Origin of the sequence: Phormidium tenue FACHB-1052, from assembly GCF_014696675.1 — a bacterium.
Taxonomy (GTDB): Bacteria; Cyanobacteriota; Cyanobacteriia; order Phormidesmidales; family Phormidesmidaceae; genus Nodosilinea; species Nodosilinea tenuis_A.
In genome coordinates this window covers 35,813-53,494 of the sequence record NZ_JACJQN010000008.1, presented here as the reverse complement: position 1 = coordinate 53,494, position 17,682 = coordinate 35,813, and the positions used below count along the sequence as shown (strand labels likewise).

Here is a 17,682-nt window from a genome sequence, read left to right as displayed (position 1 = left end):
CCCAACGCTATCGATAGGGTTATGCCCTATCATCAAAAGCCGTAGCCGCCACCAGTAGCCCCATGCCTGACTATCAGCCCTCCCTGCTCTCCGACGCCGATCTGCGGGCAGCGGATCTGTCGTGGGCCTACAACCGACCGGCGGGGTCAGCCATGCTAGCCGACGAACTCCAGGGCTGGAAGCAGCGGGTGGCTCAGTTTCAGGCCACCGTCAAATCTAACCCGTCAGTTCAGGGGACGTTGTTTGAGGTCGTCGATGCTTCGCCTGCGGATACGATTGATCCCTTTGCCCTACCGCCTCGCAACGCCGAGTTTTGGCGGGGGCAGTTTCAAGAATCGGGGGTGCCCGCTCTGTACTTTGTGGTTGATCACGACGCGGCGGTGCTGCTCTACGTGGGCGAAACCGTCAAGTCAAACCAGCGCTGGAAGGGAGTACACGACTGCAAGCGCTACATTCTCAGCTATGTGGAAGCCCACCGGGTTCACCAGCTGCCCGTGGCGGTGAATATTGGTTTTTGGCCCCACGCCGACTGCGATCGCAAGGCCCGCCAGTCGTTAGAACTGGAGCTGATTCGCCGCTGGCGATCGCCCTTTAACAAAGAAAACTGGGCCACCTGGAGCACCCCATTTGTAGGCGGTAAGCTAGAGCCCTAGCGCCCGCCATCCGCACCTATTGCGATGACAGCAGTTAGCGACTCTGAAAGCCTGGGCCTTGAAGGTAGTTGACTAGGGCGATCGCCAGGCCCCCCAGCAGGGCATAGATAGCCATGGCAATTAAGTTGTTGAGATCAAAAATTTGAGTGGCGTCAGCGCTGGTGGGGCTAATAAACAGGGTCGAGAAGGGCCGCATAAACGGCTCTGACAGGGCGTAAATAGTTTGGGCAAAGGGATTATTGGGGTTTGCGCTAGTCAGCCGCAGAAACAATCGCAGCGCCAGCAGCACCTCTAACGCACCGACCAGCAGCACAATAGAGTTGCGTACCCAGGCTAACCGAGCCCGCCGCTGAGCTGCCCGCAGCCGATCGTGCTCCTGCCTGAGACGATAAACCTCCTGGTTGTGAATGAGTTCTCGGCTGCGTTCAAACTCATCGTGTCCGTTGGGTCTTTGGCTCATGGGGATGTTATTGCCTGCAATTAACGGTTCTTGGTGCTAAAGCAACCGCTACGTTAGCTAAACCATAACGCAGCTCAGCCAGCGCTATAGTTTGGCTCACTTTATTTATATAGGGTATGGCTCAGAGGCTATCTCTGCCAGGGATATTACCAAACCAGCAACAAAAAGTGCCTACCACCATAAATTAACGAGATAGGAAGGCTATAGGACGTCGGCGCTGCGATCGCGGGGCGCACCCAATGGCCAACTTCTGGTTGGGCTGGGGTACGAGGCAGTGGAATTTAGCCAGACCCCAGCCTGCGCTGCTATAACGCAGGCGATCGCAGCTTTGTCCGATTCACTCCCTAGCCACCACTGGCAAAGCGAATCTTCAGGTAGTCGTCTTCCATCTTGGCACCAGCGGGTTGTAGGGCCGCCAAGGCCTGGGGCAGCACTAGGTTGCGGCGGTGGTTACCAATCCGCACGTTTAGCTCGTCTGCCGACTTGCTCAGCTCAATCTGGTCTTTGGGAATGCCGGGCAGGTAGAGTTCCAAGCTATAGCAGCCTTCCTCCTGCACCACGCGCAGGGTGGTTTCTTTGTAGTAAACCTGGGTGGGGTCTTCGTCGGTATAGAGGGTTTCTTTGAGGCGCTGGAGCGACTCTAGGCCGCACAGTTCTTCGGCAAACAGGGGCACCTCTTTCACCGGCAGTGGGTGAAAGTTCTCGTGAATTTCCTGCTTGTACTGCTGCTGCTTTTCCTTCATCCGCTGAAAGAACGGATCCTGCACTTCCTCAGGAATAATGCGGTTGGCGATCACCAGATCGGTACCGACGTTATAGAGGCTGAGGTAGGCGTGGGCGCGGAGCGATTCTTTGATCACCATTTTTTCGGGGTTGGTGACCAGGCGCACGGAGGTGGTGGTCGCGTCGGTGAGCACTTTTTCTAGCTCGATAAGCTGCTCGTAAAATTCGTAGGGCGCATCCATCACTTCTTTGGTCGGCAGGTTAAAGCCTGCCACTGGGCGAAAGAAGGGCTGCACCAGGGGCCGCAGGGCTTCGGAGACCGCTTGGAAGGGTTTATAGAGTTTGCGCATGTACCAGCCCGCCACCTCAGGCAGGCTGAGCAGGCGCAGGGCGGTGCCGGTGGGGGCCGAGTCGATAATCAGCACGTCGTACTCGCCTTCGTCGTGGTGGCGCTTCATACGCACCAGGCTAAAGATTTCATCCATGCCGGGGAGAATGGCCAGCTCTTCGGCCTCAATGCCCTCTAAACCACGAGCCTGGAGCACGTCGGTGATGTAGCGCTTTACCGCGCCCCAGTTGCCTTCGAGTTCCATCAGGGCGTCAAGTTCTGCACCCCACAGGTTGGGCTGCACCAGGCGAGGCTCGTGGCCGAGTTCAATGTCAAAGCTGTCGGCCAGGGAGTGAGCGGGATCGGTGCTCAGCACTAGGGTTTTGTAGCCCAGTTCTGCGCAGCGCAGGCCCGTGGCGGCTGCGACGGAGGTTTTGCCGACGCCGCCTTTACCGGTCATTAACAATACCCGCATGTGGGTGTCCTCACCTTTTCCGTATGGTTCCCTATTTCTATAATCTATAGGGTTTTTGAGGTTTCCGCAGGGCGAGAGCGATCGCATGTTGGGGTGTGATCCCCGAAATCGTGATTTTTTCTACGCTTAAAGGTTTTTGGGAGGAAACCATTCCTGTTGTAGGGGCGAATGTCTCAAGCGCTGGGCGATCGATTTCTTCATCCGCTCCCCTAAGCCGCGATCGCATCCATCAGCTCCTCCGCCATATCAAAGTTGGCAGTGACCGACTGCACATCGTCCAAATCTTCAAGGGCGTCCATCAGTTTGACCAGCAGGCGGGCTTGGTCGGGGTCATCGACAACCAGCGTATTGCTGGGCAACCAGCGAAGCTCCGCCTGTTGGACGGTTAATCCCTGAGCCTTGAGGCTGGTGTCGAAGGTCTCTAGATCGGCGGGAGCGCAGAATAGCTCAGCGGCGGGAATTTCCTCGTCGCGGCGGCCCAGCACTGTGGTGAGTTCGTAGGTTTCAGCCCCGGCTTCCATGGCGGCTTCGAGCAGGGTTTCTTCGTCGCCGGGATGAATGATGGTGACGACACCTTTTTGCTCAAACATCCAGCCGACGCAGCCAGTTTCACCCAGGTTGCCGTTGCTCTTGCTAAAGGCGGCGCGCAGGTCGGCGGCGGTGCGGTTGCGGTTGTCGGTGAGGGCTTCGATTAAGATGGCGACGCCGCCAGGGCCATAGCCCTCGTAGCGGATGGCTTCGAAACTGTTGTCGGCACTGAGGTTGCCGGAGCCTTTTGCGATCGCCCGGTCAATATTGTCGTTGGGCACCCCCGCCGCCTTGGCTTTATCGATCGCTGTGCGCAGCTGAAAGTTGCCCGCCGGGTCGCCCCCCTGACGCGCCGCCACAATGATTTCCCGCGACATCTTGGCGAAGACTTTGCCTCTGACGGCATCAACCCGCGCTTTTTGGCGCTTGATATTGGCCCACTTGCTATGACCTGCCATACCTCACAGACAAATGCACTGCGTTTTCGATTTTATCCTCTTGGGGATCGGCTAGCGCTGCTCTTTTGAATAGGTCAATCCAAGTGACCCCTACCCTAGCCCCTCGGGCAAGGGCTAAGCAGCGGCCTTGAGCGCCGCCCCAATCAGCCCCACCTGGGGGTTGAGCACGATATGCACGGGCACCCGATCGAGCAGGGGGCTGACGCGGCCCTTGTGGCTAAATGCTTCAAAAAAGGTGCCCGCAATCATTAGATCCAGGTTTTTGGCGGCGATGCCCCCAGCTACATAGAGGCCGCCGTAGGGCAGCAGCTTGAGGGCCAGGTTGCCTGCCTCAGCCCCGTAGGCGGAGACAAAAATCTCCATGGCTTTGTGGGAGAGGCGATCGCGGCAGCCCACAGCGGCCTGGGCAATCACGGCTCCGGGATCCACAGTTTTGGTGCTGAGGCCGGTTTGGCGTTCCCAAGCGGTGATGGCTTCAGCGATTTCTGGTGTTTCGGTGGCAAACTCGCGATCGCGCAAAAATTGGTAGATCGCCACAATGCCCTGGCCCGACACTACCCGCTCCACCGACACGCGGGAGATCTGGTGCTTGTCGAGCAGATAGCGCATTAGCTGAAACTCTAGCTCTGAGCGGGGCGCGAAGTCGGCGTGCCCCCCTTCAGACGGAAACACCAGAGGGCGACCGCTGGTGGCCAGGGCAAACCCCTGCCCCAGGCCGGTGCCCGCGCCGATAATGGCTACTGGAGCGTTGCGGTCAGGGTCGCCCGCTTGCAGGGTGTGGATGTCTTCGGCAGCGAGGCCAAAGACGCCGTAGCCGACCGCTTCAAAGTCGTTGATCAGCTCAACCCGGTCGAGGTCGAGTTCTATCTGGAGGCGATCGCCCTCCAGCGACCAGGCCAGGTTGGTCAGGCTGGAGGTATTGTCTACAACTGGCCCGGCGATCGCAAAACAGGCCCGCTCAGGCGCGTAGGTATATCCGGCGTCGATGGCGGCCTGGTGCAAAAATTCTTTCACCATGGGCACCAGGTCGGGGTAGACCTGGCTCGAGTAAGTGCGCTCAAACTCGTTTTTGAGAATCACCGGGGTCGATGGGCTGGGTTCGCTGGCTTCGACCAGGCGCAAAATGGTTTTGGTGCCACCAATATCACCGGCAAGCAGATAGGTCATGGCTGGAACGTTCTGAGGGGCTAACGACAGTTGCGGGCAGATCCTGGTTTAGCTTACCGCTGCGAAAGCCCTCTAGATCGAGGGTGACGTAGGTGAAACCGTAGTCTTGCAGCGCCTTTACCAGGGCTTCAAGATCGGTGGCCGCTACAAATTCTTTAATATTTTCGCAAGGAATTTCAATGCGGGCAGTATCGGCTTGCGATCGCACCCTGAGCTGCCGCAGCCCCAAATGCCGCAGGTACAGCTCTGTCTGGCCCACCCGCCGCAGCTTCTCTAGGGTGATGGCCTCTCCGTAGGGGAAGCGCGAACTGAGGCAGGGCTGCGCCGGTTTATCCCACCAGGGCAGACCCAGCAGGCGCGAGATCTCGCGCACCTCAAACTTGGTGATGCCGACCTCGGCCAAGGGTGACCTGGCACCGCGCTCCTGCGCCGCCTGAATGCCGGGGCGGTAGTCGCCCAGGTCATCGGCGTTGACACCATCTACCACGTAGGGGTAGCCCCGCCCCAGGGCCAGGGGCTTGAGGGTGTCGTGCAGCTCGCTCTTGCAGAAGTAGCAGCGGTTGACGGGGTTGGCGGCGTAATTGGGATTGTCTAGCTCGTGGGTGGCGACAATTTCATGGGCAATGCCGATCGCTGCCGCCTGCACCTGGGCTTCTTCTAAATCGGCGGGCATGAGCGAGGGAGAGTTAGCGGTAACGGCGAGGGCGCGATCGCCCAGCACGTCGTAGGCGACCTTAGCCACCAGGGTGCTGTCGATGCCGCCCGAATAGGCAATCAGCGCCCGATCCATCGCAGCAAATAGGGTTTTGAGCTGGTCAAGTTTTTGCGACACCATGGGCTGTGAGCGAGGTTGTATGTTCAAAGTTTGGCTTTCATCCTTTGGCAAGGATCACTATCATCCTAATAGGCACAAGTCTGTTGAGAGATTAAGCTATCACCCCACCAGACAGGCTAGATTTTAGGTACCAAGGGTAGGCGGCGAGTACGAATTCGACCTGGCTCAACTGTGATAGCTGCTCCCTGTTCTAGCTCCCCGCTGCATTCAGCAATTGTCATCAGCAATAAATCCGTGAGGGCTTGGGCGCGGAGCCTTTCGATGCGAATGCGAATTACTGAAGGAGATAGGGCTTCACTCAAAGCTAGCAGGGCATGAAAATCCGCGTCGAGTGTAGCTATCACCCGGTCTTCTAACTTTGCCGTCTGAATGATATCGACGTCATCTGCTTCAGCCATGCCAATTTCGCCTACGTGAACGGTATTCACCCCAGCATCGCGCAATAGTCCTGCTGCCGAACGAGGGAATCCTTGATCAAGCAACAGTTTCATAGCGATTGGAAATTTCAATGATGCGATCGTCTATGTAGGAGGCAGCAAAGATCAAAGCCTGCTGAATGTCTTCGTCCTCCAGCTCCGGAAATTCCTGATGTAGTTCATTTCTGTCGGGATAGGTTGCCAACAACTCAATTACCCGGCGCACAGTGAGTCGAAGATTACGAATACAGGGTTGGCCGTTCATGCGAGAGGGATTGCTAGTAATGCGATCGAGATTCATAGGGTTAAACCTAGTTTTTTAAGAAATAATGCTCTCTGTGATAACGCAGATTTGCTGGATATATGGAATGACCCTCCGCCAGGGTTAAGCTATCTTCTATTCCTATTAAAGAATAGATCATCAGCTATTGAATCGGCTCCTTCGCCTTCTGTCCCGCTAATTCCTGCCACTCCAGGACGATGTAATCCTGCTTCTGATAGTGCAGCTCTAGACTCAAACCAACTACCAACTGGATAACCCTGAATATGACCAAAGATTCTTTCAAACATGTCTCAGAAATATAAGTGAGATTTAAGTTTGGAGATTCAGCACGGCTTCGTAGGCTTGCCCAGCCCTCTCCCAGGTGAAGGTGTCTTCAATCAGCTCGCGACCGCGAACTGATAGGGTGGCGCGTAGGTCGGGCTGGTCGAAGAGTTGGCCGATCGCCACCACATACTCATCCACAGTATTCGCCCGCAGCGCTCGCTGGGGCTGGTCTACGGCGAGACCTTCGAGGCCGCGGTCGCTGGCCACTACCGGCACCCCCGCCGCCATCGCCTCCAGGGTTTTGTTCTTAATGCCAAAGCCAATGCGCATGGGCACCACGCACACCGTGGCCCGGTGCAGATATTCCGCCACCGACGGCACCCGTCCAGTCACAACGACTCCCGGCAGATTTCCCAACGCCTGCACCTCTAACGTGGGTTTATTGCCCACCAGGTAGAGAGTGGCATCGGGATAGCGCTGGCGCAGGGGCGGCAGAATGGCTTGGGCCAAGTACTTGGCGGTATCCACATTGGCGATGTAGTCCATCGCGCCGACAAAAACCATGCTGCGACCGCCGGGGTCAGTGCAGCGATAGGGAAACTGCACCAGATCCACACCGTTAGGAACAATATGCAGGGGAGTAGCCCCTGCGATCGGGGCAAAGAATTGACGGTCTTCCTCAGTGGTGAGCACCAGATCGGTAAATTTTTGGGCGTACTGGCGTTCGTAGCGGCGGAGCAGGGGCAGGTTGAGGCGATCGCGCAGCGGCTTCTCCGCTGTTCCGGTCTCTAGCTGATTGACGAGAGTGCCGTAAAGCGAGCTATGGATATCGACCACCACCTTCTTGACGCGTTGACGATAGCTGGGGCGCACAAAGACTTCATTGACGCTGTGCTCACAGGTGATGGCGTCGCAGTGGCCACCCTCTACCCACTCATCGATCCACTGCTGCATGGCGGGTGTGTACAGGTAGGTGGTGCTGGGGGGCGTGCCCGTAGTGAGGAAATGGGTAAAGCGGCTGATTTTTCCACCTATTCCTGGCTGAAGGTCGGCGGCAGTGGGGCGAGGAAAGCACACTAGCTTATCCACGTGGGTGGACAGGGCATTGATCTCTTCCTCCGTCACTTCGTCGGAACGCTGCGTGACCAGCGTGACCTCGTGCCGCTGGGCTAAGTATTTAATCAGATAAAACGTGCGAACTTGCGTACCTCCCAGCGTCGGCGGGTAGGGAAACGTAGTGGAGATCATCAAAATTCGCATCAGACGGGTTCTCCCAAACGAGTAATGGTGTGGGCTGCCTCGGGCAGTTTGGCTTGGGCTTGCCCCTGGGTGCGGGCGTGGGCGCACCACAAATCCAGCGGGGTAATCGCTAGCTCTAACGCGGTGCCGCGTCCGTTTAGGAGCTTAGCGGTGGCCTGGGGCAGTTCTTTCAAACCCCAGCGCAGCAGACGATAGCGCATTTCTTTGGCGGTGAGAGGGCGCATCAGATCGACGCCGTGCAGGTCGTGCAGATAGCGGTTTGAGCAGCCGTAGCGGTGCCACTGGTTGCGCAGATCCTTCAAACTATCTCGATGGCGATGGTAGACCACGGCATTGGCAGCATGGACGAGTTGCCATGGGGTGGCTTGCTGAATGCGCCAGCACAGGTCAGCGTCCCCGCCCGTGGTCAAGTGAGGACGAAAGAGCCCAACTGTACCCAAAACCTCAGCCCGCACCGCCAGGTTCGCCGTTTGGCCATAGGGCAAGAAGCCATGGTTGAGGGTGTTGTGTTGGGAGAGGGTGCCCTGGCGATCGGCGTAGCGCTCTAGCCAGTTTTGGCTGGGCAGAGCTTTGATTTCCCCAGCGACTAGTCCGACAGAATGGTCGATGAAGGGCTGCACCAGGGCGGCGAGCCAGCTTGGCTCGGGCTGGCAATCGGCATCGGTAAAAACGAGAATGTCACCCTTGGCAGCGGTGATGCCAGCGTTGCGGGCGGCATAGGAACTTTGGATAGCGCTGTAGGTGAGGGCGTGGAGCCGGATTCCCTGGGATGCGGCGGTAATGGTGGCGGCTTGGAGCAGGTCAGGGGTGCGATCGCCGCTGCCATTATCCACCAGCAAAAACTCGACGCGATCGGCTGGATACTGCTGACTTACCAGCCGTTCCACCAGCCCAGGCAAATCGGCCTCACCGTTGTAAATGGGCACAATCACCGACACCGAGGGATAGACCATCGGCTGAGCCGCATCGGTTGTCACAGTGGGAACCGCCATCGTCTGTCACACAATTCAGAGGGCAAACTGGTTCCAGTATGCCCATCGGCTTAGGGGATGTCCCGAAGCTGGGGCCGCTATGGGACGGTCATTGATAGGAGATAGCAATTGGCAAGGGCGATCGCACTTCTCGCTATACTGCTGAACGCAACCCGCTGTTGGCTCTATGCGTTCTATCCTTCAACCCTGTCTGACCATTAGCCTAGCTGTCTTCTTGGGCCTGTCGAGCTGCGCCCCTGTTCCCGATGCGGCTGATACGGCTCTAGAGGAGGTCGTTCCGGCAGAAGCCGCGATGCCGCCAGTCTATGAAACTGTGAGGCTGCCCGCTGCAACGGTGTATGTGGTGACTATTCCCGACCCGGTGCGCTACCCGGTGCAGGTGGCGGTGGTGGATGAGCTAGCGCGGGTGGATCAGATCGCTTCCCAGGTATGTCGAGGGGAGGGATGCGTTGCAGCGGCGATCAACGCCGGTTTCTTTGATCCCAACAACGGGCTGACAACATCCCATGTGATTGAAGATAGCGCCCTGGTGGCCGATCCCAACCAAAACGAGCGGCTGGTCGGCAATCCCGACCTGTCTAGCTATATGGATCGGATTTTGAATCGCTCAGAATTTCGCCGCTACGACTGCGGCGGCACCCCAAGCTACGACATCACCTTGCATCAGGAGCCTGTGCCCGCAGGGTGCGCCCTGGTAGATGCGGTTGGTGCTGGCCCGCAGCTGCTACCGCAGGATACGTCGGTGGAGGAAGGCTTTATCGATCGCACCACCCGCCGCGATGCCCTAGGCAGCCAGTCGCCCAATGCTCGCTCCGCAGTGGGCCTCAAAGCTGACGGCAGCGTGGTGCTGATGATGGTGGCCCAGGTGCCAGGGGTATCGCCCTCAGGCCTGACAATGGGGGAAGTGGCGGCTTTTATGAGCGATCGCGGCGTCACCCAAGCCCTCAACCTCGACGGCGGCAGCTCCTCAACCCTGATGTATGACGGCACTACCCACTACGGTCGTCTCAATGCCGCTGGCGAACTCGTGCAGCGTCCGGTGAAATCAATTTTGTGGGTCGCTAATCTTGAATGAGGGGGTTAAGTGAAAAAAGCTTTATTCAATGGTGGGCGTACCTACAGTTAACTGCCTCACTTCATCGCCTGCTCCCATCCCTTAGCTATTCACCCACCCACTGCCCACCTGCCTCTCGACAAATACCCGGTTGCGCTGAAGATTTAGCTCTAGCTCCACCAGCTCGCTGAGCTGGGCAGTGAGCATATCCACCCGCTTCTTGGCCGCGACCTTACGGTGTAGGGCGGCTTTGGACAGGTCTTCTCGGTGATTCTCGAGCGCTTTTTCGGCTACTCGGTGCCAGTCGCGAACGTCCTTTTGGGCGGCCTGCTGGTCGGCCAGGGTGGTGTTGTAGGCGGTGGCAATGTCGCCTAGGGCTTTTTGAAAGTTGGCGCGGGCTTCGGCGGGGGGGGTGGTGTAGCGATCGCCCTCGGCCAGTCGCCGCAGTTCGGGTAGGTTGAGCTGGTCGGTGCGCAGGCCAAAGTTAGCCAACTGGCGGCTTTCGCTGCGACCCGTGGTACACCAGTTGGCAAAATGTTCGCAGTTGTTGAGCAACAGGTCGTACTGGCGCTCGCCCAGGCGGGTAGTGGCCCGCTCAACGACAACCTCAGGGTCATAGATCAGCGATTTGCGAACGGTATAGACCGGGTTGCTCCAGGAAAAGGCGTCGTAGCTGGTGCGGGCGATCTCGGCGATGTCTCGAGCTTTGCTGTAGTGGATAACGGTGCCATCGCCACAGTCAATGCCGTGGTGCTGATACAGCCCGGGCACCCCGGCCAGGTCGCGCATGACGTAAATTTGATCACCCTTGGCCATAGCTGCGGTCTCGTTTAGAACAGGGCGTGCCGAAATTGCTCTTCTTCGTTATAACAGCCTCGTTTGTGGCTGGGCAGTGCGGGCATACACACTGCTAAAACCCCATTTCTCCCGTTGCCAAATCTAAGCTGAGCTGTCCTCCAGCGGCAGGGATTGTCATGCGATCGCTCGTAATATCCATCTCAGGGGTGCCGCTTAGCCAAAAGCCCTGGGCCGCTTGGTCAACGACTGCCGCTCGCGACTGGCCAGTCACGTCAACAATATCGTCAAAGCTGTGCTGGGCCATGACCTGGCCGTCTAAACCCATCACCACAATGGCGCGAGGGCTGGCTACGTTGATCCATTCGTCGAGTAGTACGACGGTGCCAGCGTCGTTCACCAGAGCCAATCGGGGGCCGTAGCTGTGGGGCAGGGGGTGCGACCAGACCTGCTGGCAGCGATCGCCCAGGGTCTCAAACAGGTTAGCGGTGGTGCGCTGAGCACCCGCCTCATCTTTTCCCAGCGTCAAAATCAGGTGGTAGTTACCTGCGGGCGATGTTTCATGGCGCAGTAGCGGCGGGTAAGGAATGGAATCCTGGCCAAGCACGGGCAGCGACTGCGATAGAAGAACAAAACCGGGCAGAGTAGCCCCGCTAGATGCTAAGCCTGAAGACGGCTGGGGGATGGTGGCCCGTGCTGCCCCGCTAAAGGGGATAGCCCCGTTCACTGTGGCTACTGCTGCCTGAGCCATCAGCAGCCAGCCTATCAGCACCACCATCATCGCCCTCGGGGTTGCCAGCGCAGATAGCCCGCCAGCAGCCCTGCCGTCAGCAGCGACATCGCCGGGCCATTGGGAATCGGTTGGGGAGCCTGTGTCGTTGCGGCAAAGGCGGCCTCAGGCAGCAGGGCCAGGTCGGTCACGGGGGTTGCTTTGGACGGGGCAACCCAGGGCAACGCATCAGGAGCTGCGTCTGCCAGGGGAGGCAGTGTCGTGGGTAGTTCTCTTGGGGTGCTATCGGCAGAGGGGTCGGGGGCAGTGCGGGCAAAGCCGCTGTTGCGGGCTTCGTCGATTTGGCGATCGGTGAGCTGGTCTAGGCGCGCGCCATCGGGGGTGATGTCATCGAGGGTGCTGGGCGAATTGCGAAAGCCGCCGTCGGTCATCAGGTTGTTGGCCCCGCCCGCCCCAAAGCCCTCGTGGGTTAGGCCCAGGTTGTGGCCAATTTCGTGGGCCACCGTATCGAGGCGGCCAGTGCCATTGTTAAAGGTGAGAATGTCGTCGTCAATTAAGACGCCGTTTTGATCAATCCAGCCCAGACCCAAGGTGTCAAACCCTTCAAAGGGAAAGATGCTCTCCACAAACCAAAGACTGATGGGGCCGGAGGTGCGGGTTGAGAGGGGGTTGCGGCCAAAGGCCCCGGCCCCGCCCGCAAAGGATAGCTCGGCAAACTCGTCCTGGTTGTCAATGGTGAGAAAGCGGCTGGCGTTGAGCCGGTTGGGGGCCAAAAAGCTGACGTCGAGGTTCGCCTGAGCCCAGATTTTGCGGGTAGCTTCTTCAAAGGTAGCCAGGTCGGCACAAAAAATGCCAAGGTCGTCGCACACCTGAATGGGCTGAATGCTGACGAACCGCGTCGGGCCACTGCTGCCCTGCCCTCCGCCCGAGCAGGACACCAGCGCCGCCGAGAGGCCGCAAACCATCAAAAACTGAGGCTTAAAAAGCGCGTTGGCCATTTGAGGTAGAAACCATGGGCTCGGGTTGGGCACAGTTGTCAAAACACCATACCCTGAGCAACCGTAGGATCAGGGAGATTATCCAAAAATTTTCTGTAAAGTTCCCTTTTTTTGACGCTGGCCTAGCACCAAATGTTGCAGCATTTGCCCTTGCCACAGCGGCAGAGGATTGCTAGCACGCTGGAGCTGCGCCACCTGAGCCAGATCGGAGGCAGCTTCGGCCCCAGCCCCAGTCAGCCAGCGCGCAATGGGATGATCCCAGCCCTGAAGAAATTCGTCGAGCATGACCCGGTGGCTGTCGTCGATGGGGAAGGGGGTTTCGCTGGTGTCGGCGTGGGTGGTTTCGTGGAGCGCTTTGCGGGGTTTGTTGGGGGCGGCTAGGGCTTTGGCGCTCAGCGATCGCCAGGTTTCGCTCAGCAGCGGCGGCAGCGCCGCCAAACTGGCGGCCTGGGCCAAATCGCTGGCGAGGGCAGTCAGGTCGCGATCGCCGGTTTGTTCGCCATAGCGGGCAAAGTCGTCCAGCAGGGGCTGCAAGAGCTCGCGCTCCAGCACCGTAGCCAGCCCGGCTACGGCGGTGGCGTCGACCATGGGGCCACTGGCAGTGGTCAGGTGGGCCACCGCAATGGCCAAATCTCTCTGGCTGTCGGGGCTGAGGCAAAACCAGACGCGATCGCTCAAACTCTGGCGCACCTGCTGCTTAGCGTCATCGAGCTTTAGGGGCAACGCTGCGGCTTTCGTAGCGGCTGGCGGTTCTGCCACGGGCGATACAGGCTGAACTTTCGCTGCCTGAGACGACATGTCTATCTGAACTGAGGACTGAGCGACCCGAGTAGACTGAACCGACATGGATTGGGTCTGTGTTGTCGCAAAACCCACTTTTTCTGATTGAACAGAATGGTTCTGTCGTGGAGCAGGCTGGGGCTGACTTGCCTGGATTTGGGCCTTTAGTAAAGCCGCATTCTCAGCTTTCAAGGTGGCCAATTGAGACTCTTTTTGAACCATCAGAACGTTCTGTTCGGCTAGTAAAGCATCCCGTTCTGCCAGCAAGGCGTCCTTCTCGCTGAGCTGGGCTGTTGCTGCCGCTAGCTGTTGCGCCATCTGCTGAAGTTCTACCGCTGCTGCCCCAGCTCGCACTAGGTTGCCGTAGTGGGGTTCGCTGAGGTCAACGGGTTTGGCCGATTCGCCCGGCAGGTAGAGCCAGCCTTGCTGGTCGCCCCGGTTGACCACGAGCCGCTGCCCCTCGGGGTTGCTGATTGTCAGGGTAGTGATACCTGCTGTGGTTTTGGTCGTAGCCGAGTAGCGGCGGTTGCTGTAGGTAAACTCGGCGGCATCCAAGGCCGCTGGAGGCTGAAGGGATGGCGCTGAAGTGGGGGTGGGGAGCGGGGAAGGCGTCGGTGGGTCAAGGGGGGGGGAGGCGATCGCCTCTAACGCCTTCTCCGTCAGAGGTTTCGCAGCATCGAGGGGCATCTCAGCATCTCGGAGGATCAGCCGTTCCCCGGCTTTAGCTGCTAGGGGGACACTGACGTTGGGCAGCGATGGCCCAACCAGGCGGGTCGGCAGAGGCCCTTCGCCTGGGCTGATGGACTGGCCTTTTTCCTGGGTGCTGACTGGTGTGGCTCCTGCCGCTGGCCGCACGCCAACCAGTTCTAGCTCCACGCTGGTGTTGCCCTGCCACTCGTTTTGCTTGAGTTTATAGGCCACATCGAGGTGGCCGGGCAGGGGGTAATACTCGCCCCAGCGCCAGGCGATCGCCTTGATCGTCTCGCCTCCAGCTTCGGCCAGCACCAGCTTAAGGTGGTCGCGGTTGCGGCCCACGGTCTGCTGCTCTAGCACCCGCACATTCGGCGTCCAGAACACCGGGTCGGGGTTCTCAATGCCGCAGGGGTGCAGGTGGTCGATCTGATCAAACAGGCCCTGGTGAATGTCGCTTAACCTCGCCTGGCTGTCAATTTTCACCAGCGGCTTGAGCAGATCGACCGAGAGGGTTTGGCAGGCGTAGTGCGACAGCCGGGTGGACACCTGGCGCAGGCGATTGGCCAAAAACGAGAAGCCCCCCGCCGCTCGGTGGCCGCCAAATTTTTCCATCAGGTCGTGGCAGGTTTGCAGGGCCGCAAACACGTCAAACTCAGGAATGCCCCGCGCCGAGCCGCGAATCACTCGGTGGTCATCATCCTCGTAGGTGCCAATGAAGACGGGCACGCCATAGCGCTCCACCAGCCGCGAGGCCACAATGCCGATGACGCCGTGATGCCAACTGGGTTGCACCACGACCAAGACGCGATCGCGCTCAATATCCACCGTGCCCATGGCTCGCTGCTGCTCACACCAAGCGATCGCCTCCTGCTCAATGCTCTGGCACAGATCTTGCCGGGTGCCGTTGATCTGCTCGCACTGCATGGCCCGCTCTAGCGCCACCCCTACGTCATCCGTCGTCAGCAGGTCAATCACAATCTGCGGTTCGCTGATTCGGCCCACGGCGTTGATGCGCGGCCCAAGGCGAAAGCCAATGTGCTCAGGCTTCAGCGGCTTGCTCTGGTCAGCCAGTCCCGCCACCTGAATGAGAGCCTGAATGCCGAAAAGGCGCGATCGGGGCAATAGCCCCAGCCCCCGCCGCACCCATCGCCGATTTACCCCCGTCAGTGGAGCCAAGTCAGCGATGGTGCCTAGGGTAAACAGCTCCAGCAGTGGCCCAGTCAAATCCTGGGTACGCCCTAGCGCCTGGGCTAAGCACACCGCCAAAATGTAGGCCACCCCCACCCCCGCCACTCCCCGGTAGGGCGAGGTCTCGGGCAGCAGCTTGGGGTTCAAAATCGCATTCGCTGGGGGAATCTCGGGCGGAATATCGTGGTGGTCGGTGACAATTACCGCCAGGCCCAGCTCACGGGCGCGGGCGATCGGAGCCACCGCCGCAATGCCGTTATCTACAGTGAGAATGATGCTCACACCCTCGGCGTAGCAGTCTTCGACAATGCGGCTGTTGATGCCGTAGCCCTCGGCCATGCGGCTGGGAATGGTGTAGCTCACCTGCGCTCCCAGCGCCCGCAAGGCCCGCAGCAGCAGGGCGGTGCTGGTCATACCATCAGCGTCATAGTCGCCGCAGATAGCGATCGCCTGCTGTGTGGCGATCGCCGTTACCAGCAGCTCTAGACTCGACGCTAGGTCGGGAAACTCCGCTAGGGGCGACGGCAACTGCTGCCGTTCGGGGTCGAGAAAATCAGTGGCCTGCGCCGGAGTCACAATGCCCCGATTGATCAACACCTGAGTCAGCAGCGGCGACAGCCCCGTAACCTGTGCTAAGGATGTTGCCAGGGGTGCATTTGCCGGGGCCACCTGCCACCGCTGGCGCGGTAGGCCAGCCGTAGCGGTTGTAGACGAGGGGGCGGCAGCAGACTCAGTCACAGTACAGAAGCACTAAATTGTGTGAACTTATCATAGCTGGAGTTCCCGATTTGGTTGAGCCCAGTGCACCCTCGCAGAGATTCGTAACCCACATAGTTAGAGCACTACAGCCATAGATGCAGAGCAAATCCTTCAGATTCAGCGGTGTCTCGACAAAAGGTGAGGTCTTGAGTAAAGCAAGGCGATCGCCAATCAAACCGTTCAAATTACGGTTAGGGAATGGATTAGGGAAACTTGCGGTAGATGTCTTGCCGATGTCGTACTCGGCGAAACTCAATGACCTGATTTTCTTGATCAATCCGTAAGCCTAAACGGTATGACCCAAAACGAACCTTGTAGAAATCATCGTATCCCTTTAGCTTTTCGACTTTACCAGCCCCAAAAGGATTTTCCTTGGTTGTATAGCCAAAGGCAAATTCTTCAATTTGCTGTCTAACTTTTTCTGGAATTTTCGCTAGCTCTTTGTAAAAAGTTTTCGTATATCTAACCTGCCAATTCATTAGCCCTCCCCGGCTAGAATTGACTGATAAAAGGCTTGGCCTGCTTCTCCCTCAAGCCATTCATCATCGTCAACCTCTTCTATAAGCTGGCCTAGCGCTTCGTCTTCTAGCCAGTCCATCAAAATCTCGGGTTGAGTATTTAATAGCTGGGCCAGCGTAAAGATAGATACCTGAGGCTCTTCAGCAAAGAATAGGACACCAGGAATATTCTTGGTTTTCAAAAACCTTAAGAATAAGTCCGGTTGAGTGCCTAATATCGAAGCCGACGTAGAAAGATCAAGTGTTAGTGATGTGGTCATTGCTTCTAAGCCCGATGAACACAGAAAAGTTATCCGCCAACAGGAAGATTACTCAATATTGAAACTAACAATGGGCGGAGCGAGACTCGAACTCGCACAACCGAAGTCGCCACATTTTGAGTGTGGTGCGTCTACCAATTCCGCCATCCGCCCTTCGATGCGTCCTCATTATACTCAACTGTTGGGCGTTTAACCAACTGATAGTAATCATTAGTGCTGGCCCAGCGATCGATTTCTCGGGCGCGTAGCACCGGCACCGGGTGGGTCAGCCCCTGGGTACGAACCTGCTTGAGGGCTTCGCCGATGGCGTCATCGCTGAGACTGTCGTAGGCGCGGGCCTGAGCGATAAAGGCATCGACATTGAGCTGGTCAACCAACGAAGGTGAGCCGCCGCAGAGTTTCATCAGCAAAGAGGCGACGATGCGGGGGTCTTGGGCGACTAGCAGAGCGGCGCGATCGCAGGTAAACTCCGCACAGCGCACCCACTCCATGAGCTGATTTTGAAGGCTCTGCGCCAGCACTTCACCCAGGGGGAGCTGGCTAGCGGCCAGCGTGATCAGGTTGGCCAGGGTGAGATAAACACTGTGTTCACACTTCAGGTGGCCCAACTCATGAGCGATCACCGCCTGAGTTTCTGCCGGCGTCAGCAGTTCGATCAGCGCCGTGTGGATGACGATGAAGGGTTGCTCGCCGCGCATGGCAAAGGTGTAGGCGTTGGGCACCGGGTTTTGGCGCACGTAGAGCTGGGGCACCTCTAGATCGAGAATGCGGCAGGCTTCGACTAGCGACTGGTGCAGATCGGGCAGCTGGCGATCGCTCACCTGCAAGCTTGAAGCCAAATGGTCGAGGTGAAAGAACCGCTCTGCCAGAGGAGCCAGGGCCATGCGCACCATGACATCGAGCCCCGGCAATTGCTTGAGGGCGCGGGTGGCTTTTAGATCCAGAGGGTGGCGAAACTGGTCAGCGCGCAGCCCTACCAACAAAGTTTTACCAGGCATATTTAAAGGCGATTCAGGGTGCGGTTAGGTATCTTCTATCGTAGCTTGGGGAGACTGAGCTTGCCTG

18 protein-coding genes, 1 tRNA gene and 1 pseudogene are annotated in these 17,682 nt (G+C 58.3%); 2 read left to right on the top strand and 18 right to left on the bottom strand.

From position 1 onward, the window contains the following. Positions 1-62 precede the first annotated feature (62 nt). The gene (locus H6G07_RS12440) at positions 63-653 is read left to right on the top strand and encodes a hypothetical protein (RefSeq protein ID WP_073608578.1); all 591 of its coding nucleotides are present in this window, start codon (positions 63-65) and stop codon (positions 651-653) included. A gap of 34 nt (positions 654-687) precedes the next feature. Here H6G07_RS12440 and H6G07_RS12435 read toward each other — a convergent pair whose 3' ends face one another. The 10 genes from H6G07_RS12435 to H6G07_RS12390 all read right to left on the bottom strand — a co-directional run bounded on the left by H6G07_RS12435 (position 688) and on the right by H6G07_RS12390 (position 8,842). Continuing rightward, positions 688-1,113 carry a YggT family protein gene (locus H6G07_RS12435; RefSeq protein WP_073608579.1) on the bottom strand — a complete coding sequence of 142 codons (426 nt, stop codon included), beginning with the start codon at positions 1,111-1,113 and terminating at the stop codon, positions 688-690. Positions 1,114-1,457: 344 nt separating this feature from the next. After that, positions 1,458-2,639, bottom strand: a complete 1,182-nt coding sequence (locus H6G07_RS12430; RefSeq protein WP_073608580.1) for a TRC40/GET3/ArsA family transport-energizing ATPase — start codon at positions 2,637-2,639, stop codon at positions 1,458-1,460. 209 nt (positions 2,640-2,848) lie between these two features. Next, positions 2,849-3,625, bottom strand: a complete 777-nt coding sequence (locus tag H6G07_RS12425; protein WP_073608581.1) for a YebC/PmpR family DNA-binding transcriptional regulator — start codon at positions 3,623-3,625, stop codon at positions 2,849-2,851. Between the two features lie 114 nt (positions 3,626-3,739). Beyond that, on the bottom strand, positions 3,740-4,792 hold the full coding sequence (locus tag H6G07_RS12420) for a glucokinase (protein WP_073608582.1): 1,053 nt from the start codon (positions 4,790-4,792) through the stop codon (positions 3,740-3,742). After that, entirely contained in the window at positions 4,770-5,627 is an 858-nt protein-coding gene (larE, locus tag H6G07_RS12415; protein WP_073608583.1) for an ATP-dependent sacrificial sulfur transferase LarE, read from the bottom strand. The genes H6G07_RS12420 and larE overlap by 23 nt, the downstream gene beginning before the upstream one ends. 116 nt (positions 5,628-5,743) lie before the next feature. After that, positions 5,744-6,118, bottom strand: coding sequence for a DUF5615 family PIN-like protein (locus tag H6G07_RS12410; protein WP_073608584.1), 375 nt, complete (start codon positions 6,116-6,118; stop codon positions 5,744-5,746). Continuing rightward, entirely contained in the window at positions 6,102-6,344 is a 243-nt protein-coding gene (locus H6G07_RS12405) for a DUF433 domain-containing protein (protein ID WP_073608585.1), read from the bottom strand. The genes H6G07_RS12410 and H6G07_RS12405 overlap by 17 nt, the downstream gene beginning before the upstream one ends. An 89-nt stretch (positions 6,345-6,433) precedes the next feature. Beyond that, on the bottom strand, positions 6,434-6,613 hold the full coding sequence (locus tag H6G07_RS27080; RefSeq protein WP_073608586.1) for a YDG/SRA domain-containing protein: 180 nt from the start codon (positions 6,611-6,613) through the stop codon (positions 6,434-6,436). 22 nt (positions 6,614-6,635) lie between these two features. Further along, on the bottom strand, positions 6,636-7,850 hold the full coding sequence (locus H6G07_RS12395) for a glycosyltransferase family 4 protein (protein ID WP_073608587.1): 1,215 nt from the start codon (positions 7,848-7,850) through the stop codon (positions 6,636-6,638). Beyond that, positions 7,850-8,842 (bottom strand): glycosyltransferase family 2 protein, encoded by a 993-nt coding sequence (locus H6G07_RS12390; RefSeq protein WP_073608588.1) that lies wholly within the window; start codon positions 8,840-8,842, stop codon positions 7,850-7,852. The genes H6G07_RS12395 and H6G07_RS12390 overlap by 1 nt, the downstream gene beginning before the upstream one ends. A 166-nt stretch (positions 8,843-9,008) precedes the next feature. Between H6G07_RS12390 and H6G07_RS12385 the strand changes: the two genes are divergently transcribed. Further along, entirely contained in the window at positions 9,009-9,917 is a 909-nt protein-coding gene (locus tag H6G07_RS12385) for a phosphodiester glycosidase family protein (RefSeq protein WP_073608589.1), read from the top strand. Positions 9,918-9,998: 81 nt separating this feature from the next. On the opposite strand, the gene H6G07_RS12380 is transcribed toward H6G07_RS12385, so the two are convergent. From H6G07_RS12380 to H6G07_RS12345, 8 genes and pseudogenes are all read right to left on the bottom strand, one after another. Further along, positions 9,999-10,712, bottom strand: coding sequence for a lecithin retinol acyltransferase family protein (locus H6G07_RS12380; protein WP_073608590.1), 714 nt, complete (start codon positions 10,710-10,712; stop codon positions 9,999-10,001). A gap of 94 nt (positions 10,713-10,806) precedes the next feature. Continuing rightward, positions 10,807-11,469: a hypothetical protein gene (locus H6G07_RS12375; RefSeq protein WP_139297037.1), complete on the bottom strand. Its 663-nt coding sequence runs from the start codon at positions 11,467-11,469 to the stop codon at positions 10,807-10,809. Then, positions 11,469-12,419: a zinc-dependent metalloprotease family protein gene (locus H6G07_RS12370; protein ID WP_073608592.1), complete on the bottom strand. Its 951-nt coding sequence runs from the start codon at positions 12,417-12,419 to the stop codon at positions 11,469-11,471. Before H6G07_RS12370 ends, H6G07_RS12375 begins: the two co-directional genes overlap by 1 nt. A 1,611-nt stretch (positions 12,420-14,030) precedes the next feature. Beyond that, a pseudogene (recJ, locus tag H6G07_RS27250) lies at positions 14,031-15,818 on the bottom strand (single-stranded-DNA-specific exonuclease RecJ); the annotation flags it as partial. A gap of 224 nt (positions 15,819-16,042) precedes the next feature. Then, positions 16,043-16,318 carry a type II toxin-antitoxin system RelE family toxin gene (locus H6G07_RS12360; protein ID WP_073608593.1) on the bottom strand — a complete coding sequence of 92 codons (276 nt, stop codon included), beginning with the start codon at positions 16,316-16,318 and terminating at the stop codon, positions 16,043-16,045. Continuing rightward, positions 16,318-16,617: a RelB antitoxin-like protein gene (locus H6G07_RS12355; protein ID WP_139297038.1), complete on the bottom strand. Its 300-nt coding sequence runs from the start codon at positions 16,615-16,617 to the stop codon at positions 16,318-16,320. The genes H6G07_RS12360 and H6G07_RS12355 overlap by 1 nt, the downstream gene beginning before the upstream one ends. A gap of 71 nt (positions 16,618-16,688) precedes the next feature. Beyond that, a tRNA-Leu gene (locus H6G07_RS12350) sits at positions 16,689-16,770 on the bottom strand. Beyond that, positions 16,749-17,615 (bottom strand): M48 family metallopeptidase, encoded by an 867-nt coding sequence (locus tag H6G07_RS12345; RefSeq protein WP_073608595.1) that lies wholly within the window; start codon positions 17,613-17,615, stop codon positions 16,749-16,751. The genes H6G07_RS12350 and H6G07_RS12345 overlap by 22 nt, the downstream gene beginning before the upstream one ends. Positions 17,616-17,682: the final 67 nt, after the last annotated feature.

Bases quoted from the DNA above. Each gene is read 5' to 3' on its own strand.
- H6G07_RS12440 (WP_073608578.1), top strand. From the start codon at position 63: ATGCCTGACTATCAGCCCTCCCTGCTCTCCGACGCCGATCTGCGGGCA.
- H6G07_RS12435 (WP_073608579.1), bottom strand. From the start codon at position 1,113: ATGAGCCAAAGACCCAACGGACACGATGAGTTTGAACGCAGCCGAGAA.
- H6G07_RS12430 (WP_073608580.1), bottom strand. From the start codon at position 2,639: ATGCGGGTATTGTTAATGACCGGTAAAGGCGGCGTCGGCAAAACCTCC.
- H6G07_RS12425 (WP_073608581.1), bottom strand. From the start codon at position 3,625: ATGGCAGGTCATAGCAAGTGGGCCAATATCAAGCGCCAAAAAGCGCGG.
- H6G07_RS12420 (WP_073608582.1), bottom strand. From the start codon at position 4,792: ATGACCTATCTGCTTGCCGGTGATATTGGTGGCACCAAAACCATTTTG.
- larE (WP_073608583.1), bottom strand. From the start codon at position 5,627: ATGGTGTCGCAAAAACTTGACCAGCTCAAAACCCTATTTGCTGCGATG.
- H6G07_RS12410 (WP_073608584.1), bottom strand. From the start codon at position 6,118: ATGAAACTGTTGCTTGATCAAGGATTCCCTCGTTCGGCAGCAGGACTA.
- H6G07_RS12405 (WP_073608585.1), bottom strand. From the start codon at position 6,344: ATGAATCTCGATCGCATTACTAGCAATCCCTCTCGCATGAACGGCCAA.
- H6G07_RS27080 (WP_073608586.1), bottom strand. From the start codon at position 6,613: ATGTTTGAAAGAATCTTTGGTCATATTCAGGGTTATCCAGTTGGTAGT.
- H6G07_RS12395 (WP_073608587.1), bottom strand. From the start codon at position 7,850: ATGCGAATTTTGATGATCTCCACTACGTTTCCCTACCCGCCGACGCTG.
- H6G07_RS12390 (WP_073608588.1), bottom strand. From the start codon at position 8,842: ATGGCGGTTCCCACTGTGACAACCGATGCGGCTCAGCCGATGGTCTAT.
- H6G07_RS12385 (WP_073608589.1), top strand. From the start codon at position 9,009: ATGCGTTCTATCCTTCAACCCTGTCTGACCATTAGCCTAGCTGTCTTC.
- H6G07_RS12380 (WP_073608590.1), bottom strand. From the start codon at position 10,712: ATGGCCAAGGGTGATCAAATTTACGTCATGCGCGACCTGGCCGGGGTG.
- H6G07_RS12375 (WP_139297037.1), bottom strand. From the start codon at position 11,469: ATGGTGGTGCTGATAGGCTGGCTGCTGATGGCTCAGGCAGCAGTAGCC.
- H6G07_RS12370 (WP_073608592.1), bottom strand. From the start codon at position 12,419: ATGGCCAACGCGCTTTTTAAGCCTCAGTTTTTGATGGTTTGCGGCCTC.
- H6G07_RS12360 (WP_073608593.1), bottom strand. From the start codon at position 16,318: ATGAATTGGCAGGTTAGATATACGAAAACTTTTTACAAAGAGCTAGCG.
- H6G07_RS12355 (WP_139297038.1), bottom strand. From the start codon at position 16,617: ATGACCACATCACTAACACTTGATCTTTCTACGTCGGCTTCGATATTA.
- H6G07_RS12345 (WP_073608595.1), bottom strand. From the start codon at position 17,615: ATGCCTGGTAAAACTTTGTTGGTAGGGCTGCGCGCTGACCAGTTTCGC.